The 17,852-nt window shown below is 70.5% G+C and carries 14 protein-coding genes and 2 pseudogenes; 11 read left to right on the top strand and 5 right to left on the bottom strand.

The window, feature by feature from the left end:
* Nucleotides 1-6 precede the first annotated feature (6 nt).
* Nucleotides 7-483: a hypothetical protein gene (locus tag ACFZBP_RS32185; protein WP_383449910.1), complete on the bottom strand. Its 477-nt coding sequence runs from the start codon at nucleotides 481-483 to the stop codon at nucleotides 7-9.
* A 155-nt stretch (nucleotides 484-638) separates the two neighbouring features.
* On the opposite strand from ACFZBP_RS32185, the gene ACFZBP_RS32180 reads away from it, so the two are divergent.
* The 4 genes from ACFZBP_RS32180 to ACFZBP_RS32165 all read left to right on the top strand — a co-directional run bounded on the left by ACFZBP_RS32180 (nucleotide 639) and on the right by ACFZBP_RS32165 (nucleotide 4,049).
* Nucleotides 639-1,184: a hypothetical protein gene (locus ACFZBP_RS32180; protein ID WP_391418164.1), complete on the top strand. Its 546-nt coding sequence runs from the start codon at nucleotides 639-641 to the stop codon at nucleotides 1,182-1,184.
* Nucleotides 1,159-2,454, top strand: a complete 1,296-nt coding sequence (locus ACFZBP_RS32175) for an ABC transporter substrate-binding protein (protein WP_391418162.1) — start codon at nucleotides 1,159-1,161, stop codon at nucleotides 2,452-2,454. Before ACFZBP_RS32180 ends, ACFZBP_RS32175 begins: the two co-directional genes overlap by 26 nt.
* Nucleotides 2,455-2,544: 90 nt before the next feature.
* Nucleotides 2,545-2,988, top strand: coding sequence for a hypothetical protein (locus ACFZBP_RS32170; RefSeq protein WP_391418159.1), 444 nt, complete (start codon nucleotides 2,545-2,547; stop codon nucleotides 2,986-2,988).
* 20 nt (nucleotides 2,989-3,008) lie between these two features.
* The gene (locus tag ACFZBP_RS32165; protein ID WP_383449914.1) at nucleotides 3,009-4,049 is read left to right on the top strand and encodes a helix-turn-helix transcriptional regulator; all 1,041 of its coding nucleotides are present in this window, start codon (nucleotides 3,009-3,011) and stop codon (nucleotides 4,047-4,049) included.
* A 40-nt stretch (nucleotides 4,050-4,089) separates the two neighbouring features.
* On the opposite strand, the pseudogene ctaD reads toward ACFZBP_RS32165, so the two are convergent.
* Nucleotides 4,090-5,622: pseudogene (ctaD, locus tag ACFZBP_RS32160) on the bottom strand (cytochrome c oxidase subunit I); the annotation flags it as partial.
* A 469-nt stretch (nucleotides 5,623-6,091) separates the two neighbouring features.
* On the opposite strand from ctaD, the gene ACFZBP_RS32155 reads away from it, so the two are divergent.
* Entirely contained in the window at nucleotides 6,092-6,307 is a 216-nt protein-coding gene (locus ACFZBP_RS32155; protein WP_062724402.1) for an I78 family peptidase inhibitor, read from the top strand.
* A 123-nt stretch (nucleotides 6,308-6,430) separates the two neighbouring features.
* Here ACFZBP_RS32155 and ACFZBP_RS32150 read toward each other — a convergent pair whose 3' ends face one another.
* Both ACFZBP_RS32150 and ACFZBP_RS32145 read right to left on the bottom strand, forming a co-directional pair.
* Nucleotides 6,431-7,474 carry a phosphatase PAP2 family protein gene (locus ACFZBP_RS32150; RefSeq protein ID WP_391418154.1) on the bottom strand — a complete coding sequence of 348 codons (1,044 nt, stop codon included), beginning with the start codon at nucleotides 7,472-7,474 and terminating at the stop codon, nucleotides 6,431-6,433.
* 237 nt (nucleotides 7,475-7,711) lie between these two features.
* Nucleotides 7,712-8,902, bottom strand: coding sequence for a mannosyltransferase family protein (locus ACFZBP_RS32145; RefSeq protein ID WP_391418150.1), 1,191 nt, complete (start codon nucleotides 8,900-8,902; stop codon nucleotides 7,712-7,714).
* Nucleotides 8,903-9,161: 259 nt separating this feature from the next.
* Between ACFZBP_RS32145 and ACFZBP_RS32140 the strand changes: the two genes are divergently transcribed.
* Together ACFZBP_RS32140 and ACFZBP_RS32135 are read left to right on the top strand one after the other, a co-directional pair.
* Nucleotides 9,162-10,763 (top strand): MFS transporter, encoded by a 1,602-nt coding sequence (locus ACFZBP_RS32140; protein ID WP_383449917.1) that lies wholly within the window; start codon nucleotides 9,162-9,164, stop codon nucleotides 10,761-10,763.
* A gap of 213 nt (nucleotides 10,764-10,976) precedes the next feature.
* Complete coding sequence (locus tag ACFZBP_RS32135) at nucleotides 10,977-12,167, top strand: acyl-CoA dehydrogenase family protein (protein ID WP_391418145.1); 1,191 nt, start codon at nucleotides 10,977-10,979, stop codon at nucleotides 12,165-12,167.
* A gap of 39 nt (nucleotides 12,168-12,206) precedes the next feature.
* Here the strand turns inward: ACFZBP_RS32135 and ACFZBP_RS32130 are convergent, their stop codons facing one another.
* Nucleotides 12,207-12,644 (bottom strand): cell division protein SepF, encoded by a 438-nt coding sequence (locus ACFZBP_RS32130; RefSeq protein WP_234766830.1) that lies wholly within the window; start codon nucleotides 12,642-12,644, stop codon nucleotides 12,207-12,209.
* Nucleotides 12,645-12,966: 322 nt separating this feature from the next.
* On the opposite strand from ACFZBP_RS32130, the gene ACFZBP_RS32125 reads away from it, so the two are divergent.
* From ACFZBP_RS32125 to ACFZBP_RS32110, 4 genes and pseudogenes are all read left to right on the top strand, one after another.
* Nucleotides 12,967-14,256, top strand: a complete 1,290-nt coding sequence (locus tag ACFZBP_RS32125; RefSeq protein WP_383449919.1) for a DUF5685 family protein — start codon at nucleotides 12,967-12,969, stop codon at nucleotides 14,254-14,256.
* Nucleotides 14,257-14,509: 253 nt separating this feature from the next.
* Complete coding sequence (locus ACFZBP_RS32120; protein ID WP_391418141.1) at nucleotides 14,510-15,415, top strand: trypsin-like serine protease; 906 nt, start codon at nucleotides 14,510-14,512, stop codon at nucleotides 15,413-15,415.
* A 185-nt stretch (nucleotides 15,416-15,600) separates the two neighbouring features.
* Nucleotides 15,601-16,148 (top strand): annotated as a pseudogene (locus ACFZBP_RS32115) (hypothetical protein).
* Nucleotides 16,149-16,425: 277 nt separating this feature from the next.
* Nucleotides 16,426-17,508 carry an alpha-lytic protease prodomain-containing protein gene (locus ACFZBP_RS32110; protein WP_391418139.1) on the top strand — a complete coding sequence of 361 codons (1,083 nt, stop codon included), beginning with the start codon at nucleotides 16,426-16,428 and terminating at the stop codon, nucleotides 17,506-17,508.
* Nucleotides 17,509-17,852: the final 344 nt, after the last annotated feature.

Here is a 17,852-nt window from a genome sequence, read left to right as displayed (position 1 = left end):
TCCGCCTCAGTCGTCCGCTTCGGCGGGCTCACAGATCGGGCACGGGCCCAGTTCGCCGCTCCGCACCAGTTTCGCGTCGACGGGCACGGCCTCCGCCTTCCCGGCGACCAGCGGGCAGTCCGCCCGGTGCCAGAGGGTTCCGCCGGGCACCATCAGCAGGTCCCCGCTGACCGCCTGCGGCGCCGCGGCCGCCTGACCCGACTCCTCGGCGCCGGCCGGCTCCACGGCCACCAGCAGGCCGTACAGCTCCTCCACGCGCGCGGCGGCGAGCGCGCCCCGGCCGTGGGTCAGCAGCACCGAACCGGCGATGATCAGCGCGGCGCCGGGGACCGTGCAGGACGCGAGATACGGCAGCTGCCGTTCGGCGAACCGCTCGCCGGAGACGCCGTACCAGCCGATGACACACAGCACCGCGCCGACGGCGAGCGCGGCCCAGCCGGCCCACAGGACAGGGTGCACGGTCCGCAGTCGCGCTGTCCGCATCGCTGGCTCCCACACGTCGGTTTTCGGTGCACGCACATCAGGTTTGGTGCATGTACCTGTCCATGTCAGCCAATGGCTTGCACTATGCCTCCTGCAAGCTGACCCTGAAAGCACCGGGCGCGCACAGCCCGGATCGACACCCGGTGGTGAGCCAGATGGTTCTCGGGAGCGACGTCAGGCGGAGCAGCACATTCAGGGGACGGGGGGCCGCACCGGTGGCCGCCCTGCTCCTCTTCCTCGCCCCGGCCCTTGCCGCGTGCAGCGACGACGAGGGAGGCGGCGGCGGGGCGACCCCGCCGACACCGACCGTCGAACGGACGACCCCGGCCGCGACGGCGCCGCCCGACGTGGGCGGGGCCGAGACGGAGATCAAGCAGAACTGGCAGAAGTTCTTCGACCCGGCGACCTCCACGAAGGAGAAGCAGGCCGTGCTGGAGAACGGCGACCGGATGGGACCGGTCCTTGAGGCGTTCAGCGGTGACGAGCGCGGCGGGCAGGTCGAGGCGAAGGTCTCCAAGGTCGAGTTCACCTCGCCGACCGAGGCGAACGTGACGTACGACCTGACCCTGAAGGGCGCGACCGCCCTGCCGAACGCCTCCGGGACCGCCGTCGATCAGGACGGCACCTGGAAGGTGTCCGTGAAGACGCTGTGCGCGCTGGTCCAGTTGAGCGGCAATGGGTCGCCGGTCCCGGGGTGCTGAGGCGGCGATCGTCGTGGTGCTGCTGGCTCTGAGCACGGCGTGCGGCAGCAGGCTGCCGGAGAGCGACTTCGAGCACCGCGACCGCGGCGGCTCCCCGGCGCCGGCCGACGACCGCACCCCCATCCGGGTCGGCGTCATCACCAGCGCCACCAGCCCGGTCGGCGGCAACGCCTTCACCGGCCCGCGCGACGGCGCCAAGGCCTACTTCGACCGCCTCAACGCGCGCGGCGGCGTCGACGGCCGCCGGGTCGAGGTCCGCGCGTGCGACGACGGAGGCAGCGGCGTCGGCGACAACGAGTGCGTGCACCGGCTGATCGACGAGGACAAGGTCGTCGCCCTGGTCGCCACCACCGCCCTCGACTACGCCGGCGCCTCCCGCGTCGCACGCGCCCGCGTGCCCGACATCGGCGGCCAGCCCATCGGGGCCGCCTACGACACCTACCCGCACCTGTACGGCATCTACGGCAGCCTCGCGCCCCGCGACGGCACGACCGGCTGGGACGGCAGGCAGTACGGCGGCACCGAGGTCTACCGCTACTTCAAGCGCGAGCACGGCGCCCGCACGGCCGCCGTCGTCTCCTACAACCAGCCCGCGTCCGTCGCCTACGCCCGGCTCGTCGAGCGGGGACTGAAGGCCGAGGGCTACAAGGTGGTCACCGAGCAGGTCGACTTCGCGCTGCCCAACTTCCGCGCGGTGGCCGCCGACCTGAAGGAGCAGGGCGCCGACCTCGTCTTCGACGCCATCGACACACATGGCAACGCCCAGCTGTGCGAGGCGATGGACGACGTCGGCGCCGAGGTCACCGCCAAGGTCACCAACGTGCAGAACTGGACGTCCACCGTCGCCGACGACTACAAGGACGCCCCGCGCTGCCGCAACGCCCTGTGGGCGACCGGATCGTCCCGCAACCACCAGGACACGGAGCAGGACGCCGTACGGGAGTTCCGGGACGCCACCAAGGGGCTGAAGACGCACTCGCAGTGGCAACTGGAGGGCTGGGCGGCGGCCATGTGGTTCACGGACGCGGCGAAGTCGTGCGCCCAACAGGGCGTCACGCGCGCGTGCGTCGACGGCTTCATGAACCGCAGCCAGGGCTACACCGCCGACGGCCTGCTGATCCCGGTCAGGTTCGAGCGGCTGGCCGAACCGCCCAGAAGCCGCCACACCTGTCTGTCGGTGGCCCGCTGGGAGGACGGCCGGGGCTGGGTCTCCCAAGGAGACATGAACACCACGTGCTTCGACGTCCCGCAACTGTCGTACCGGCCGTGACGGGCAACCATAAGGCCCTGTCACCGGTCCAACTGACGCAGCAGAACAGGGAGTAGCCCCAGCATCGAGCTCAGGGAGGTACCGCAGCGCATGACGCCCGTGTCGCACGCCGCACCACTGCGCGCCGACTGCATCGCGGATTCGGCCGGCGGACTGACCTTCGACGTCACGGCGGCCGGGACGACCGAGGCGGCCCACCTCGTGCTGCGCCACCGCGAAGGCCACGAGGAGGTCAGCCTTCCGCTGACGCCTGCCACCACCGGCCGCCTGCGCGCCGCCCTGCCCAGCAGCGTCGCCCTGCCGGAGGGCCACTGGGACGCGTACGCGAGTGTGACGGAGGGCGAGCCGCACCGCCTGGCACCGGGCGCGATGAAGGTGCACTCCCTGGCCTCCCGGGTCCCGTACCGGACCCGCCAGGGAAACCTCAGCGTCGAATGCCGGTTAGCGACAACGTCCTCGGGGGCGCGGGGAACCGCGCGATCAACCCCTACGAGCCCGCACCCGCCCGCGATATCCGTCCCCCCGAGCCGTTAGGCGACTGGCAGACTGGGATCATGCTGGACACCTCCGCCAGGCTCCTGCGACTGCTCTCCCTCCTCCAGTCCCACCGGGAATGGTCCGGCGCCCAGCTCGCCGAACGCCTCGGCGTCACGCCCCGCACAGTGCGCCGCGACGTCGACCGCCTGCGCGAACTCGGCTACCCGGTCAACGCCAGCCCCGGCACCGGCGGCGGCTACCAACTGGGCGCCGGCGCCGAGCTGCCACCCCTGCTGCTGGACGACGACGAGGCGGTGGCCGTGGCCGTAGGGCTGCGCACCGCCGCGGGCCACGGCATCGAGGGCATCGGCGAGACCTCCGTACGGGCCCTCGCCAAGCTGGAGCAGGTCCTGCCGAACCGGCTGCGACGCCGCGTGGGCGCCCTCAACGCCTTCACCGTGCCGATGCTGCGCGGCCCCCAGCCCTCCGCCGTGGACCCGGCCGTGCTGACCGAGCTGGCCCACCTGTGCCGGGACTCCGAGCGGCTCAGGTTCGAGTACCGCGACCACGAGGGCGCCCCCACCCGCCGTACCGTCGAACCGCACCGCCTGGTGTGCAGCGAGCGCCGCTGGTACCTGGTCGCCTGGGACCTCGACCGCGAGGACTGGCGGACGTTCCGCGCCGACCGCATCACGCCCCGGCCGCCGCACGGCCCGCGCTGCACGCCGCGCACCCCGCCCGCCGAGGACCTCGCCGCGTACGTCTCCCGGGGCGTCTCCACGCGCGCGTACGCCGAGCATGCCGTCATCCGGCTGCTGGTGCCCCTGGCACAGGCCGCCGAGCACATCTCACCGTCGGACGGGCAGCTGGAGGCGGACGGTCCCGACAGCTGTCTGCTGCGCACCGGCGCCGGCAGCCTCGACGTGATGGTGATCCATGTGATGCTGATGGGCTTCGAGTTCGAGGTCCTGGAGCCGGCCGAGCTCGTGGCGAGGATCAGGACGGCTCACGGCCTGCTTGCTCGCTCTTTGGCTCGGGCTGCGGAGCCTCCAACGCGTGCGCCGGATGGTGCAGGTCGAACGCCGGGGACTCGGAGCGGACCCGCGGCAGCGCGTTGAAGTTGTGCCGCGGGGGCGGGCAGGAGGTCGCCCACTCCAGGGAGCGGCCGTAGCCCCAGGGGTCGTCGACCTCGACCTTCCTGCCGTACTTGGCGGTCTTCCAGACGTTGTAGAGGAACGGCAGCGTCGACAGGCCGAGCAAGAACGCGCCGATCGTCGAGACCGTGTTCAGCGCGGTGAAGCCATCGGCGGCCAGGTAGTCGGCGTAGCGGCGCGGCATGCCCTCCGCGCCCAGCCAGTGCTGCACCAGGAACGTGGTGTGGAAGCCGATGAACAGCGTCCAGAAGTGGATCTTGCCGAGCCGCTCGTCGAGCATCTTCCCGGTGAACTTGGGCCACCAGAAGTGGAACCCGGCGAAGATCGCGAAGACGACCGTGCCGAAGACGACGTAGTGGAAGTGGGCGACGACGAAGTACGAGTCGGAGACGTGGAAGTCCATCGGCGGGGAGGCGAGGATCACGCCGGTCAGACCGCCGAACAGGAACGTCACCAGGAAGCCCGTCGCCCACAGCATCGGGGTCTCGAAGGACAGCGAGCCCTTGATCATGGTGCCGGTCCAGTTGAAGAACTTCACGCCCGTCGGCACCGCGATCAGGAAGCTCATGAAGGAGAAGAACGGCAGCAGCACCGCGCCGGTGACGAACATGTGGTGCGCCCACACCACGATCGACAGACCGGTGATCGCCATCGTCGCCGCGACCAGCGTCAGATAGCCGAACAGCGGCTTGCGGGAGAAGACCGGGATGATCTCGCTGATGATGCCGAAGAACGGCAACGCGATGATGTACACCTCGGGATGCCCGAAGAACCAGAAGAGGTGCTGCCACAGCAGCGCCCCGCCGTTGCCCGCGTCGAACACCACCGAGCCGAACCGGCGGTCCGCCTCCAGCACCAGCAGGGCCGCGGCCAGCACCGGGAACGCCATCAGGATCAGGATCGACGTGAACAGGGTGTTCCAGACGAAGATCGGCATCCGGAACATCGTCATACCGGGGGCGCGCATCCCGATGATCGTGGTGATGAAGTTGACCGCGCCGAGGATGGTGCCGAAGCCCGCCAGCGCCAGGCCCATGATCCACAGGTCGGGGCCGATGCCGGGCGACCGCTCCAGGCTGTTGAGCGGCGCGTAGGCGAACCACCCGAACGAGGCCGGACCGTCCGGCACGATCAGCGAACCCATCACGATCAGCCCGCCGAACAGGAACAGCCAGTACGAGAACATGTTCAGCCGTGGGAAGGCCACGTCCGGGGCGCCGATCTGCAGCGGCATCAGCTCGTTGGCGAAGCCCGCGAAGGTCGGGGTCGCGAACAGCAGCAGCATGATCGTGCCGTGCATGGTGAACAGCTGGTTGAACTGCTCGTTGCTCAGCAACTGCATGCCGGGCCGGGCCAGTTCGGCCCGCATCAGCAGTGCCATGACACCGCCGGCCAGGAAGAACAGGAACGACGTGATCAGGTAGAGATGGCCGATCTTCTTGTGGTCGGTCGTGGTCAGCCAGTCGACGACCACCCGGCCGCCCGGCTGCTTGCCTCGCACGGGTCGTGCCGTCGCCGGTACGGTCTGCGTCCCCATCGCTCGCTCGCCCCTTCGCTCGTCGCGCCCCGGGCCCGCTGAAGCCCGCGCCGCACGCGCCGACGCGAGCCCACGCCATGATGCTCGCGCCGACGGCGCTCCGACAGGGGGCGTACGGGGTTTCTGTGTCGGAACCATGTATTTTCTGTGCGGCATCGGATCCCGCGGCCCGTACGCCCAGCGCGGCGGCAGCCATTGTCGCGGCGGCGGGAAAAGAGGTCGGTGGCAGTTCCCCGGGAACTTTTCCCCCGGGCTATTGGCCGGGTCGGCACGACACGCGGAAATTACGATCGAATGCCTGCGGACGGCCTAGGGAACCGCCCGTCCGTGTGACGAAGAGTGGCCGAAACGCGTGTCGTGATTCTGTGACAAAAGCGTGACCCCAGAGGTACGTGTGACCTGGATGGCCGCTACAAAGGCTCTCTGTCCGCTCTGGCCCCGACCCGCGCGCAGGCCCTAGCGTGGCGGCATGGCACCCATTCCGAAACCCCCCGCCGAACCGCAGGACAGCCCGGACACATATGTCGGTCTGGCCGCCGACCGGGCCGAGCGACTCGCCCGTGACCGAGGGTGGTCGACGGTACGTTCGCTGCCGCCGGGGGCGATCATCACCATGGAGTACCGGAGCGGTCGCCTGAACTTCGAGGTGAAGGACGGCCAGGTGGCGCGGGCCTGGAAGGGCTGACGAAGCCGGCGAGGACCGGCCAACGGGCGAAGGCCCCGGTTCCTGTCGAGGAGCCGGGGCCTTCGCCCTCACCGTGCGGGCGGCCGGGGTGGTCGTGCGTACCGGACCCCGCCGTCCGGGCGGTCAGCCGCCCGTGAGGGGGCGGGCCGTCTGGGGCGTGCCGCGCGGGACGCGGTCCGGGTGCGGCGGGCGGCGGCTGCCGGCCGGGGTCACCGGAGTACGCTCCGCGCGGGCCGTGTGCGGGCCGGGCGCCAGGTAGACGGGCGAATGGACGGTCGCCCGGGGCGAGCGGGCGGCGGGGGCCGACTCGCGGGCGGCGGCCTCGTCCTCGGCGCCCACCGCGCACGGCTTGAGCAGCACCGGGGCCCCGACCGGGGTGGCCGGCACGGAGACGGTGACGGTGCCGGTGCGGCGCTCGCGCCAGCGGTCGCGCAGGTCGAAGATCCAGGCCTCGGACCGGGCGATCAGCGGCTCGAACCACGGCAGGGCGAGCAGGATGAGCAGGCCGGCGGCCCAGCCGAGCAGCACGTCGCTCAGCCAGTGTGTACCGAGGTAGACGGTGGACAGACCCACGCCCAGCGAGGTCACCGCCGACAGGGCCGACAGCCAGCGGCGCGCTCTCGGGGTCGAGGCCAGATAGGCCAGGATTCCCCAGGTCACCACGGCGTTGGCGGTGTGGCCGCTGGGAAATATATCGCCGCCCAGCCACATCTCGTTGGAGCCGACGGTCGTCGCGTAGTGCGGTCCGAGGCGGCCCATGCCGATCTTGGCGGCACCGACCGTGACGTTCAGCAGCAGCAGCGAGACGCCGAGCGCGAGCAGTGGGCGCAGCGTGTGCTGCCGCCAGGAGCGCCAGCCGAGCCATGCCGCGACCATCACGGCGGTCGGGCCGCGCTGGCCGAGCACCACGTAGTAGTCGACGAAGGCGTGGATCTCCGCCCACTGCTGGTAGGGCCGGAAGAACATGACCTGCCAGTCCAGCCGGACCAGCCAGGAAGTGATGATGATGGCCCACACGATGGCCGCGTAGAAGGCCAGGGTCGCGCCGAGGAGCACGATCCGGTGTCGGCTCATCGTCGGCACACTGATGTGGGCCGGTCGTTCCGGCTCACGATCCAGTCTGGCGAACACCCGGTCCAGACGGGTGGGCTTCGGTTTGGTACGCACCCAATCGACGTTACAGCGAGTGAGCTCGGATCCCGGTCGATTCACCGTCTTTGTGATGACGATGTGATGTGGGATTCCTCTCAGGAGGGGGTTTATTTCGAGCGAATGTGCAATCGCCGGAGAGTGTGGCCTTCAATTCCTTTGATCATTCCGGACCGGGCGTTTATCGCGCTTTTGTATTTGTTCACCGACGCATAATGCGGAATTCTCTCGGAGGTTCCCGGAGCTCACCGACGGTCAGGGTGGACCGCTGCCGTTCAGCCAGAACCCCCCGTACACCGCCGAGGCCACGGCCACAGCACCCACCAGCAGCGCCGACCTGCGGGTACGCAGGCCGGCGAGGGACCGGGCGAGCGGCAGGAGCAGCGGGAAGGCGGGCAGCAGCAGGCGCGGTTTCGAGCCGAAGTAGCTCGACGCGCACAGGGCGAGCACGGTGACGACACCCCCGTACACCAGCAGCGGCAACGGCTGGCGCTGCCGTACGCAGACGACGTACAGCCAGACCAGCAGACCGACGCCGACCAGCAGCCCGACCCCTGCCAGGGCCGACGGGAACGACGTGAACTTCTCGGCGACGAACCGGGCGAAGGCGTACCCGCCGTCGAAACCGTTGCGCCAGCCCGCCTGGACGTGGAGATAGCCCAGCGGACCCTTGCCGGTGCGGTGGCCGACCCACAGGACATAGGCGGCGGCGCCGAGCGGGGCGAGCAGCATCCCCAGCGCGCGGCGCACCGGAACACCGCGGAAGAGCCCCCCGCCGTCCGCGCCCGGCGCCCGGGCGGCCCCGCGCTCCCGCACGAACGCGGCGACGCCCGCCGCCCACACCGCCGCCACGACGGCCAGCCCCACCGGCCGGGTCAGCCCGGTCAGCAGGGCCAGGGTGCCCGCCGTGAGCCAGCGGCCGGTCAGGACCGCGTACAGCGACCAGGCGGCCAGCGCCGTGAACAGTGACTCGCTGTACGCCATCGACTGCACGATCCCGACGGGCAGGACCGCCCACAGCAGGACCGCGCAGACACCGACGCGACGGCCGTACACATGCTCCGCCACCGCGAAGATCCCCCAGGCCGCGGCGAGCGACGCCAGCAGGCTGACGACGAAACCGCCGTCGGCGTACGACAGCGGGGACACCCGCGCGACCAGCCGCTCCAGCCAGGGCAGCAGCGGGAAGAACGCGAGATTCGAGTGCACGTCGCCGTTGGGCAGCCGCACCTCGTAGCCGTACCCCAGCTCCGCGATCCTCGTGTACCAGAGCGCGTCCCAGCGGGCGGTCAGCAGCGTGTACGCGTCCTTGTCGCGCACCGCGCTCCACACGGCCAGGACGAGCAGGCCGAGGGCGCGTGCGGCCGCGTACCCGAGGAGCGCCGGGGCGGCCCGGCGCAGCGCCTCGGAACGGGCCGGGGTCACGCGCGTCGCAAGATCGGTCACGGGCTCGATTATCGGCTCGGGGCGGACGGCGAGGTCGGCGGGAGCTCGACGGAAGGGGACGGGAGTGGCGTACGCCACACTGGTTCCGCACAGGTGTGAGAGGTCCGCCACTCGGCGCCGAGACCGACTCGCGTACTCTGACGAGTCACTCGCCCTTCGTCGCGTGGGCCGGAGACCACCGCTCCTCTCCGGCCGGGCCACGGGGAGTCCCCACCCCGTGTGACCGCCGGGGGCGAGGGAACATCTGGGAGGTACGTACATGTCCGGGACGACCACGGCTGCCGCTCGGCTGCGCCGTCGGGCGGCCGGGGCCGGTGCAAACCGCTGGGTCGTCCTCGTCGTCCTCTGCGTCAGCCTGCTGCTCGTCGCGGTCGACGCGACCGTGCTGCACGTGGCTGTGCCCGCCGTCACCGAGGACCTCAGGCCCGGCGCGATAGAGCTGCTCTGGATCGTCGACATCTATCCGCTGGTCTGCGCCTCGCTGCTGATCCTCTTCGGCACGCTCGGCGACCGGGTGGGCCGCAGACGCGTCCTGCTCCTCGGCTACGGCCTCTTCGGCCTCGCCTCCGGCCTCGCGGCCCTCGCCCACGATCCACAGGTGCTGATCGTGGCCCGCGCCCTGCTCGGCGTCGGCGGCGCGATGATCATGCCGGCGACCCTGTCGATCCTGCGCCAGGTCTTCCCCGACCGGCGCGAGCGGGCCCTCGCCATCGGTATCTGGAGCGCCGTCGCCGCGGTCGGCGCGGCCGTCGGACCGCTGCTCGGCGGGTTCCTCCTCGAACACTTCTGGTGGGGCTCGGTCTTCCTCGTCAACATCCCGCTGATGCTGGTCAGCCTCCCGGTGGGACGGCTGCTGCTGCCCGAGTCCAAGGGCGACGGCAAGGGCCCCTGGGACGTCGTCGGCGCGCTGATGGCGGCGGCCGGGCTGTTCGGCATGGTGCTCGGCGTCAAGCGGCTCGGCGGCGGGGAGCAGGTGGCGAGCCTGCTCACCCTGGTGCCGCTGGTGGTCGGCGCGGCGCTGCTGGTGCTCTTCGTACGGCGGCAGCGGCGCCGGGAGTTTCCGCTGGTGGACCTGCGGATGTTCGCGCGGCCGGCGTTCAGCACCTCGGTCGGGTGCATCGTGCTGGCGATGCTCGCGCTCGTGGGGCTCGAACTGATCGCGGCGCAGTACCTGCAGCTGGTGCTGGGACTCTCGCCGCTGGAGACGGGTCTACGACTGCTGCCGCTGACGTTCGCGGCGATGGCGGCCGGGCTCGCGGGCGCGCGGATGCTGCGGCGGTTCGGGCCGCGGCGGATGGTGTGCGCCGGGTTCGTACTGACGGCCGTCGCGGTGCTGCTGCTGACGGCGATGGGCGGCGAGGACAACCCCGGGCTGCTGCTGTCCGGGTTCGTGCTGCTGGGCTTCGGGCTGGAGACGACGCTCTTCGGGGCGTACGAGTCGATGCTGAGCGAGGCTCCGCCCGACCAGGCCGGCGGGGCGGCGGCGATCGGCGAGACCTCGTACCAGCTGGGCGCGGGGATCGGCATCGCGCTGCTGGGCAGCGTGATGAACGCGGCGTATGCCCCGGGCCTGGCGAACGTGTCGGGTGTTCCGGCGTCGGCCTCCGCGGCGGCTTCGCATTCGCTGGGTGAGGCGTACGAGGTCGCTGCGCGGCTGGGTGGGCCTGCGGGGGTGGCTCTGCAGCGGGCGGCTCGGGACTGTTTTGTGCACGGGCTGCATGTGACGTTGCTGGTGAGTGCGGGGTTGTTGCTGCTGGGGGCCGTGATGGCGTTGCGGTTGCCGCGGGTGATGCAGTGCGAGGCGCCTGCGGTGGAGTTGCCCAAGCCTCGGGAAGTTGTGGAGTCCCGCGTCTCCGCTTGACCAAAGCCTTCTCCCACGCGTGCACCACCCGTTTCCAGTTCGTTGACGGGTGGACGTCTGCGGTGGGGGCTGATCGCCGTCGGCGGCTTGCGGTGCGTGGGAATCCGGCCTGGGTGCGTGGGCTCGTACTGGACGCGGAGGACACTGCGTCGTAGCGTCAAGCCCGAGCCGTGACTAGCAGCGCTAGTTTTAATCCTTCCCGGAGGGTGTCCCATGTCCGCGTCCTCGAAGTTGCCCCCGTTCGACCCCGCCGACCCCCTCGGTGTCGACGACCTCCTGGAGCCCGAGGACCTGGCGGTCCGGAGCACCGTGCGGGCGTGGGCGGCGGATCGGGTCGTGCCGTATGTCGCCGAGTGGTACGAGAAGGGGGAGCTGCCGGACATCCGGGAACTCGCGCGGGAGCTCGGGCAGATCGGTGCCCTCGGGATGTCGCTCGACGGGTACGGCTGCGCCGGGGCCTCGGCCGTGCAGTACGGGCTCGCCTGTCTGGAGCTGGAGGCCGCCGACTCGGGGATCCGGTCCCTCGTCTCCGTACAGGGCTCCCTCGCCATGTACGCCATCCATCGGTTCGGGAGCGAGGAGCAGAAGCAGACGTGGCTGCCCCGGATGGCCTCCGGTGAGGTGATCGGGTGCTTCGGGCTGACCGAGCCCGACCACGGGTCCGACCCGGCGTCCATGCGGACGTACGCCAAGCGCGACGGCGCCGACTGGGTGCTCAGCGGGCGGAAGATGTGGATCACCAACGGGTCCGTCGCCGGGGTCGCCGTCGTGTGGGCGCAGACGGAGGAGGGCATCCGCGGGTTCGTCGTGCCGGCCGACAGCGCCGGGTTCTCCGCTCCCGAGATCAAGCACAAGCTGTCGCTGCGCGCCTCCGTCACCAGTGAGCTGGTCCTCGACGACGTACGGCTGCCCGCCGACGCGGTGCTGCCGGAGGTCGTGGGGCTCAAGGGGCCGCTCAGCTGTCTCTCGCACGCGCGGTACGGGATCGTGTGGGGTGCCATGGGTGCGGCGCGGTCCTGTTTCGAGGCCGCTGTCGACTACGCGAAGACGCGGGAGCAGTTCGGCCGGCCGATCGGGGGCTTCCAGCTCACCCAGGCCAAGCTCGCCGACATGGCGCTCGAACTGCACAAGGGGATTCTGCTCGCCCACCATCTGGGACGGCGCATGGACGCCGGCCGCCTGCGTCCCGAGCAGGTCAGCTTCGGCAAGCTCAACAACGTCCGCGAGGCGATCGACATCTGCCGTACGGCGCGGACGATCCTCGGTGCCAACGGGATCTCGCTCGAATACCCGATCATGCGGCACGCGACCAACCTCGAGTCGGTGCTCACCTACGAAGGCACCGTCGAGATGCACCAGCTCGTGCTGGGCAAGGCGCTCACCGGACTCGACGCCTTCCGGTGAGGCCACCAGGAGGGGGCAGGGCCGGTGGACGGCCCTGCCTCAGCTCTGGTTGTAGAAGCCGTCCTCGCGGTGCGTCGCACGCTCACCGCTGATGATCTCCGTGTCGGCCGGGGTCAGCAGGAACACCCGGTTGGACACCCGGTCGATCGAGCCGCGCAGGCCGAAGATGAGACCCGCGGCGAAGTCGACGACCCGCTTGGCGTCCGCGGGCTCCATGGCCGTGAGGTTCATGATGACCGGGACCCCGTCCCGGAACAGCTCGCCGATGGCGCGGGCGTCCCGGAAGCTGTCCGGAGTGACCGTGCCGATGCGGCGGCCCTTCTCCTCGGCGACGTCCGTGGCCACCTTGACCCGCGGATCGGTGACCCAGGCATCCCCGGGCTCGGTCCCTTCGGAGTAGTCGTCGTCGTAATAACGCTCGTCATCGTTGTCGTCAACGAGGCCCAGCCAGGCACTCGCCTTGCGCACCGATCCCATGGACGCCTCCTCTCACAGCGGTCTCTCTTACATTCCGCATCCCTATGGTCATCCATGATGCGGACGTCGCGCCAAGTGGATAGACGCCGCGCGGGGGGTTTGTGACGGTACTGGTGCACAGCGAATACGTCGAGAGCCCGTGTACCCCAAGGGGCATGCCACGTACGGCTGCTGACTGTGAGTGAAATATGATTCTTCACGGCGTATGGGTGATGTGGGGTGCGTACGGGTGAACGAGCCCGGCATGGCGTTCACCACCGCGCTCGGTACGATGCGGCAGCTCAGCGTCGTGAGTACGCCGTAAGAACCTCGGGGGAGCGTCATGTTCGGAATGGTCAGGCCCTGCCGTCATCGGCTCGGAGAGAAGCTCACCGGGCAGTGGATGGCGCATTTGTGCGGGCTGTGCCTCGCGCTGCGTTCGGACCACGGCCAGTTCGCGCGGATCGTGACGAACTACGACGGGCTCCTCATCTCCGTTCTGACAGAGGCTCAGGCGGACCCGGACGGCGGACTGCGGCGTACGGCCGGACCGTGCCCGCTGCGCGGTATGCGCACCGCGTCCGTCGCGCAAGGCGAGGGCGCCCGGCTGGCCGCCGCCGTCTCGCTGGTGCTGGCCTCGGCCAAGGTGCGTGACCATGTGGCCGACGGCGACGGACTGCTGGCCCGTAAGCCGGTGGCGCTCGCCGCGCGCCGGGTGGCCGCGGGCTGGGGTGCGGCGGGCGCGCGGAGCGGCTCGGCCGTCGGGTTCGACACCGCCGTACTCGTCGACGCCGTGGACCGGCAGGTCGGCATCGAGACGCTCGCCGGTATCGGGACGTCGATCCTCGCCGTGACCGAGCCGACCGAGACGGCGACGGCCGCCGCCTTCGCGCACACCGCGATCCTGGCCGGACGGCCGCGGAACGCCGAGCCGCTCGCCGAGGCCGGGCGCCTCTTCGGACGGCTGGCCCACCTCCTGGACGCCGTGGAGGACCGGGCGGCCGACGCCGAGTCGGGCGCGTGGAACCCGCTCGCCGCGACCGGCACCTCGCTCGCCGAGGCGCGACGGCTCGCGGACGACGCCGTGCAGGGGGTGCGGCTGGCGCTGCGTGAGGTGGAGTTCACGGATGCGACGCTCGCGCATCTGCTGCTGGTGCACGAGCTGCGGCGGTCGGTGGACCGCGCCTTCGGCACGGTGCCCGCGTGCGCGTCCCATCAGCCGGGGCCCGGGCCGTACGGGCAGCCGCCGCAGCAGGGGCAGGGGCAGGGGCCGTACGGCGCGCCGCAGAATCCGTACGCCGGTGGCGGGAATCCGTACGCCGGTGGGAACCCCTACGGGGGCGGCCCGTATGCCGGAGGCGGAGGTGCCCCCGGTGGTGGCGCCGGGGGAAGCGGGGGTGGTGGCGGTGACTTCGGCGGGTTCGGGGGGCTCGGCGGTGGGGCGGCCCCTCAGCCGCCGAAGCGGCGTGGGTTCTGGGCCGGCTGCGGGATGTTCTGGCTGCTGTGCTGCACCTGCAAGTTGTGCTGTGCGAAGGAGTACGAGGGGCCGTGGTCGCGCAAGAAGCGCGAGGGCTGCTGTCGTGACTGCGACTGCGACGGGTGCGACTGCTGTTGCCCTTGCGACGGTTGCTAGGCGCTTCGATCGAGGGGCGGGGACGGGGTCGAGGGCCCCGCTGAACCGGGGCTGATGGCCAGAACGCAAAGGTGGTTCAAAAGTTGACGGCCGAAAGGCGCTCTTGCGCCAACCGGCCGTTCGGCCGAATACTCCCCCTCAGCGCTTGTCAGGGGCACGACGTGTTCGGAATCCGGAGACGACGGCCGGCTGACTGCGCCTCACGGGCCCCGACCCCACGCGGGCCCCCGACTTCCCTTGGAGGGAACGAAAAGTGAGGATCAAGCGCACCACCCCCCGCAGTGGCATTACGAGACGGACCCGGCTGATCGCCGTTTCCTCCGGCCTCGTCGCCGCAGCCGCGATCGCGATCCCCAACGCGACCGCCGCGGAGACTCCCGCCACCTTCAGCGCCGCTCAGCTCAAGAGCGTCAGCGGCTCCGTGCTGAAGGCCGATGTCCCCGGCACCGCCTGGGCCGTCGACAGCAAGACCAACGGCGTCACGGTCACCGTCGACTCCACGGTCTCCAAGGCGGAGATAGCGAAGATCAAGGAACAGGCCGGGGCCAACGCCGACGCGCTCACCATCAAGAGCGTCCCCGGCAAGTTCAGCAAGTTCATCCAGGGCGGCGACGCCATCTATGCGAGTAGCTGGCGCTGCTCGCTCGGCTTCAACGTCCAGGACAGCAGCGGCAACCAGTACTTCCTGACCGCCGGCCACTGCACCGACGGCGCGGGCACCTGGTACTCCAACTCCGGCCGCACCACGGTCATCGGCTCGACCGCCGGCTCCAGCTTCCCGGGCAACGACTACGGCATCGTGCGGTACTCCGGTTCCGTCAGCCGGCCCGGCACCGCGAACGGCGTGGACATCACCCGCGCGGCCACGCCCAGCGTGGGCACCACCGTCATCCGTGACGGCTCCACCACCGGCACGCACAGCGGCCGGGTCACCGCCCTGAACGCGACCGTCAACTACGGCGGCGGTGACGTCGTCGGCGGTCTGATCCAGACCACCGTCTGCGCCGAGCCCGGCGACTCCGGCGGTTCGCTCTACGGCAGCAACGGGACCGCGTACGGTCTGACCTCCGGCGGCAGCGGCAACTGCACCTCCGGTGGCACGACCTTCTTCCAGCCGGTCACCGAGGCCCTCAGCGCGTATGGCGTCAGCGTCTACTGACGGTCCACTGACGTCCGCTCGACGCCCTGATCCGGATGGCTTGATCCCTACGGCCTGATCCGGGCGGAACGAAGCGCGGCCAGCAGCATGTGAGCCCCCGTACGCAACTGTCGTGCGGGGGCTCCTCCTTGTCGTGGCACGGGGTTGCCTTCGGGAGTACGGGCCGTGACTCCTGGGGGGCGCTGATGATCGAGGAGCTGATGGCGGCGGGGGTGGCGCTCGCGTCCGTCGGTGCGGTGTACGTGATGGCCGGCGCGCGGGTCGTCAAGCAGTACGAACGAGGCGTGGTCTGCCGCCCTCGGCAGGCTCCGGCCGCAAGTGCGCGGGCCCGGGTTCACGATGATCGTGCCCGGTGTGGACAAGCTGCGCAAAGTGAACATGCAGATCGTGACGGGGGCGGCGGGCGCGGGTGATCAACGCCGACGCGGGGCTCCAGGCGTCCAAGAAGCCGGCGGAGGCGGCGCATCAGATGGCCGATGCGCCTGCGGCTCTTCAGCTTCGGCTGCTGCAGACGGTGATGGCGGTGGCGGCGGAGAAGAACTCCACGTTGATGCTTCCTGATTTCGGTGGAGTTATTGCGGTTTCTGGAGAAAGGGGCGTAGCAGGGGCGGGTTCCGGGGAGCAGTCGTCCGTGGCGCCTGCATCGGGGTCGGCGGTCGGGGAGGGCGAAGTTCCGTCTCTTGGGCCGCGCTTGGAATCGGATCCCGAGGGGTCGATTTTGAGACAGGAGTAGACCTCACGCCTTGCGTATGGTTCGCTCGCTTGCAGTGTTTGCTGTGCGAAGAGGCCCCGTATGACTGTGCACGGTCAAAGAGGCGGGGGCGTGCAACCGTGTTCTACGCGCGTCCGGAAGTCGACCTTGTGCGCTCCCCCGGGGTCTCGGAATAGTGAGCGTTGTTCAACCGGTGCGGGTGCGGCTTTTGTTGTCTGTCGCTCCCGTGGCCGTACGCCTTCCGGTCCGACGAGGTCCCCACAACCTTTCGGGCCGACCCCCCACAGGAGGACGTGAGTTGAAGCACCGACGCATACCCAAGCGGCGTGCAGCCGTGGCAGGTGCGGGTATCGCCGCACTGGTCGCCGCGGGCGTGACCTTGCAGACTGCGAACGCGAGTGAGACGCCCGAGGCGTCGACGCCGAAGATCCTTTCGGTCGGCGCGGCCGGAAAGCTCGCCTCGACGCTCGCGAAGGACCTCGGCGGGGACGCCGCGGGTACCTACTACGACGCGCAGACCAAGAACCTTGTCGTGAACGTCCTCGACGAGGCCGCAGCCGACGCCGTCGAGGCGGCCGGCGCCAAGGCCAGAGTCGTGGAGAACTCGCTCGCCGAGCTGAAGAGCGCGCGGGCGACGCTCAAGCAGGACGCGACCATTCCCGGCACCGCGTGGGTGACGGACCCGGCGACCAACAAGGTGGTCGTCACCGCCGACCGTACGGTGTCCGACGCCGAGTGGGCCAAGCTCGGCAAGGTCGTCGACGCGCTGGGCGCCACTGCTGAACTCAAGCGGTCGAAGGGGGAGTTCAAGCCCTTCGTCGCGGGTGGTGACGCGATCACCGGTGGCAGTGGGCGTTGTTCGCTCGGCTTCAACGTCGTCAAGGGCGGCGAGCCGTTCTTCCTGACCGCCGGGCACTGCACCGAGGGCATCACGGACTGGTCGGACTCCAGTGGCAACCAGATCGGCACCAACGAGGTCTCCAGCTTCCCGGACAACGACTACGGGCTGGTCAAGTACACCGCCGAGGTCGACCACCCGAGTGAGGTCAACCTCTACAACGGGTCCTCGCAGGCCATCAGCGGGGCCGCCGAGGCCACCGTCGGGATGGAGGTCACCCGGAGCGGGTCGACCACCCAGGTGCACGACGGCAAGGTCACCGGGCTGGACGCCACCGTGAACTACGGCAACGGTGACATCGTCAACGGGCTGATCCAGACGGACGTCTGCGCCGAGCCGGGTGACAGTGGTGGGTCGCTGTTCTCCGGTGACAAGGCGATCGGGCTCACGTCCGGTGGCAGTGGTGACTGCACCTCCGGTGGGGAGACGTTCTTCCAGCCGGTGACGGAGGCGCTGTCGGCGACGGGTACCGAGATCGGCTGACGGTCGCTGCGGCTTTACCTTTACGGAGTCCCGCCCCCTGTGTTTGGGGGCGGGACTTTCGCGTTGGGTGCGGCCGATTGGGCGGGGATGCCTGCGGCGGCCCGCTGCGGTGAGTGGGGGTTCGCGTAGCGCGGTTCGGTGAGGGGTGGGGCGGGGCCGTGCCGGGGGGGGGGGGGCGCGGCGGGGGCGCGCCCCCCCCCCGGGGGGGGGGGGGGCCGTGCCGGGGGGTGTCCGTCCTCGGTCGGGCGGCTCGGTTGCCTTGAGATGTGCTGTGTGTTGACGCCCGCCGCTGCGGGCGGACACCCCCCGGCACGTCCCCTTGCCGCCGTACGCGGGTGCTGCCA

This window comes from Streptomyces sp. NPDC008086, from assembly GCF_042957325.1.
Lineage (GTDB): Bacteria > Actinomycetota > Actinomycetes > Streptomycetales > Streptomycetaceae > Streptomyces.
The sequence above is the reverse complement of the archived record's forward strand: the minus strand, read 5'-3'. Positions and strand labels throughout refer to the sequence as shown.

Coding starts and splice junctions, on each gene's coding strand:
- ACFZBP_RS32125 (WP_383449919.1), top strand. CDS start 12,967: ATGTTCGGAATGGTCAGGCCCTGCCGTCATCGGCTCGGAGAGAAGCTC.
- ACFZBP_RS32180 (WP_391418164.1), top strand. CDS start 639: ATGGTTCTCGGGAGCGACGTCAGGCGGAGCAGCACATTCAGGGGACGG.
- ACFZBP_RS32170 (WP_391418159.1), top strand. CDS start 2,545: ATGACGCCCGTGTCGCACGCCGCACCACTGCGCGCCGACTGCATCGCG.
- ACFZBP_RS32135 (WP_391418145.1), top strand. CDS start 10,977: ATGTCCGCGTCCTCGAAGTTGCCCCCGTTCGACCCCGCCGACCCCCTC.
- ACFZBP_RS32155 (WP_062724402.1), top strand. CDS start 6,092: ATGGCACCCATTCCGAAACCCCCCGCCGAACCGCAGGACAGCCCGGAC.
- ACFZBP_RS32140 (WP_383449917.1), top strand. CDS start 9,162: ATGTCCGGGACGACCACGGCTGCCGCTCGGCTGCGCCGTCGGGCGGCC.
- ACFZBP_RS32185 (WP_383449910.1), bottom strand. CDS start 483: ATGCGGACAGCGCGACTGCGGACCGTGCACCCTGTCCTGTGGGCCGGC.
- ACFZBP_RS32130 (WP_234766830.1), bottom strand. CDS start 12,644: ATGGGATCGGTGCGCAAGGCGAGTGCCTGGCTGGGCCTCGTTGACGAC.
- ACFZBP_RS32175 (WP_391418162.1), top strand. CDS start 1,159: ATGGGTCGCCGGTCCCGGGGTGCTGAGGCGGCGATCGTCGTGGTGCTG.
- ACFZBP_RS32165 (WP_383449914.1), top strand. CDS start 3,009: ATGCTGGACACCTCCGCCAGGCTCCTGCGACTGCTCTCCCTCCTCCAG.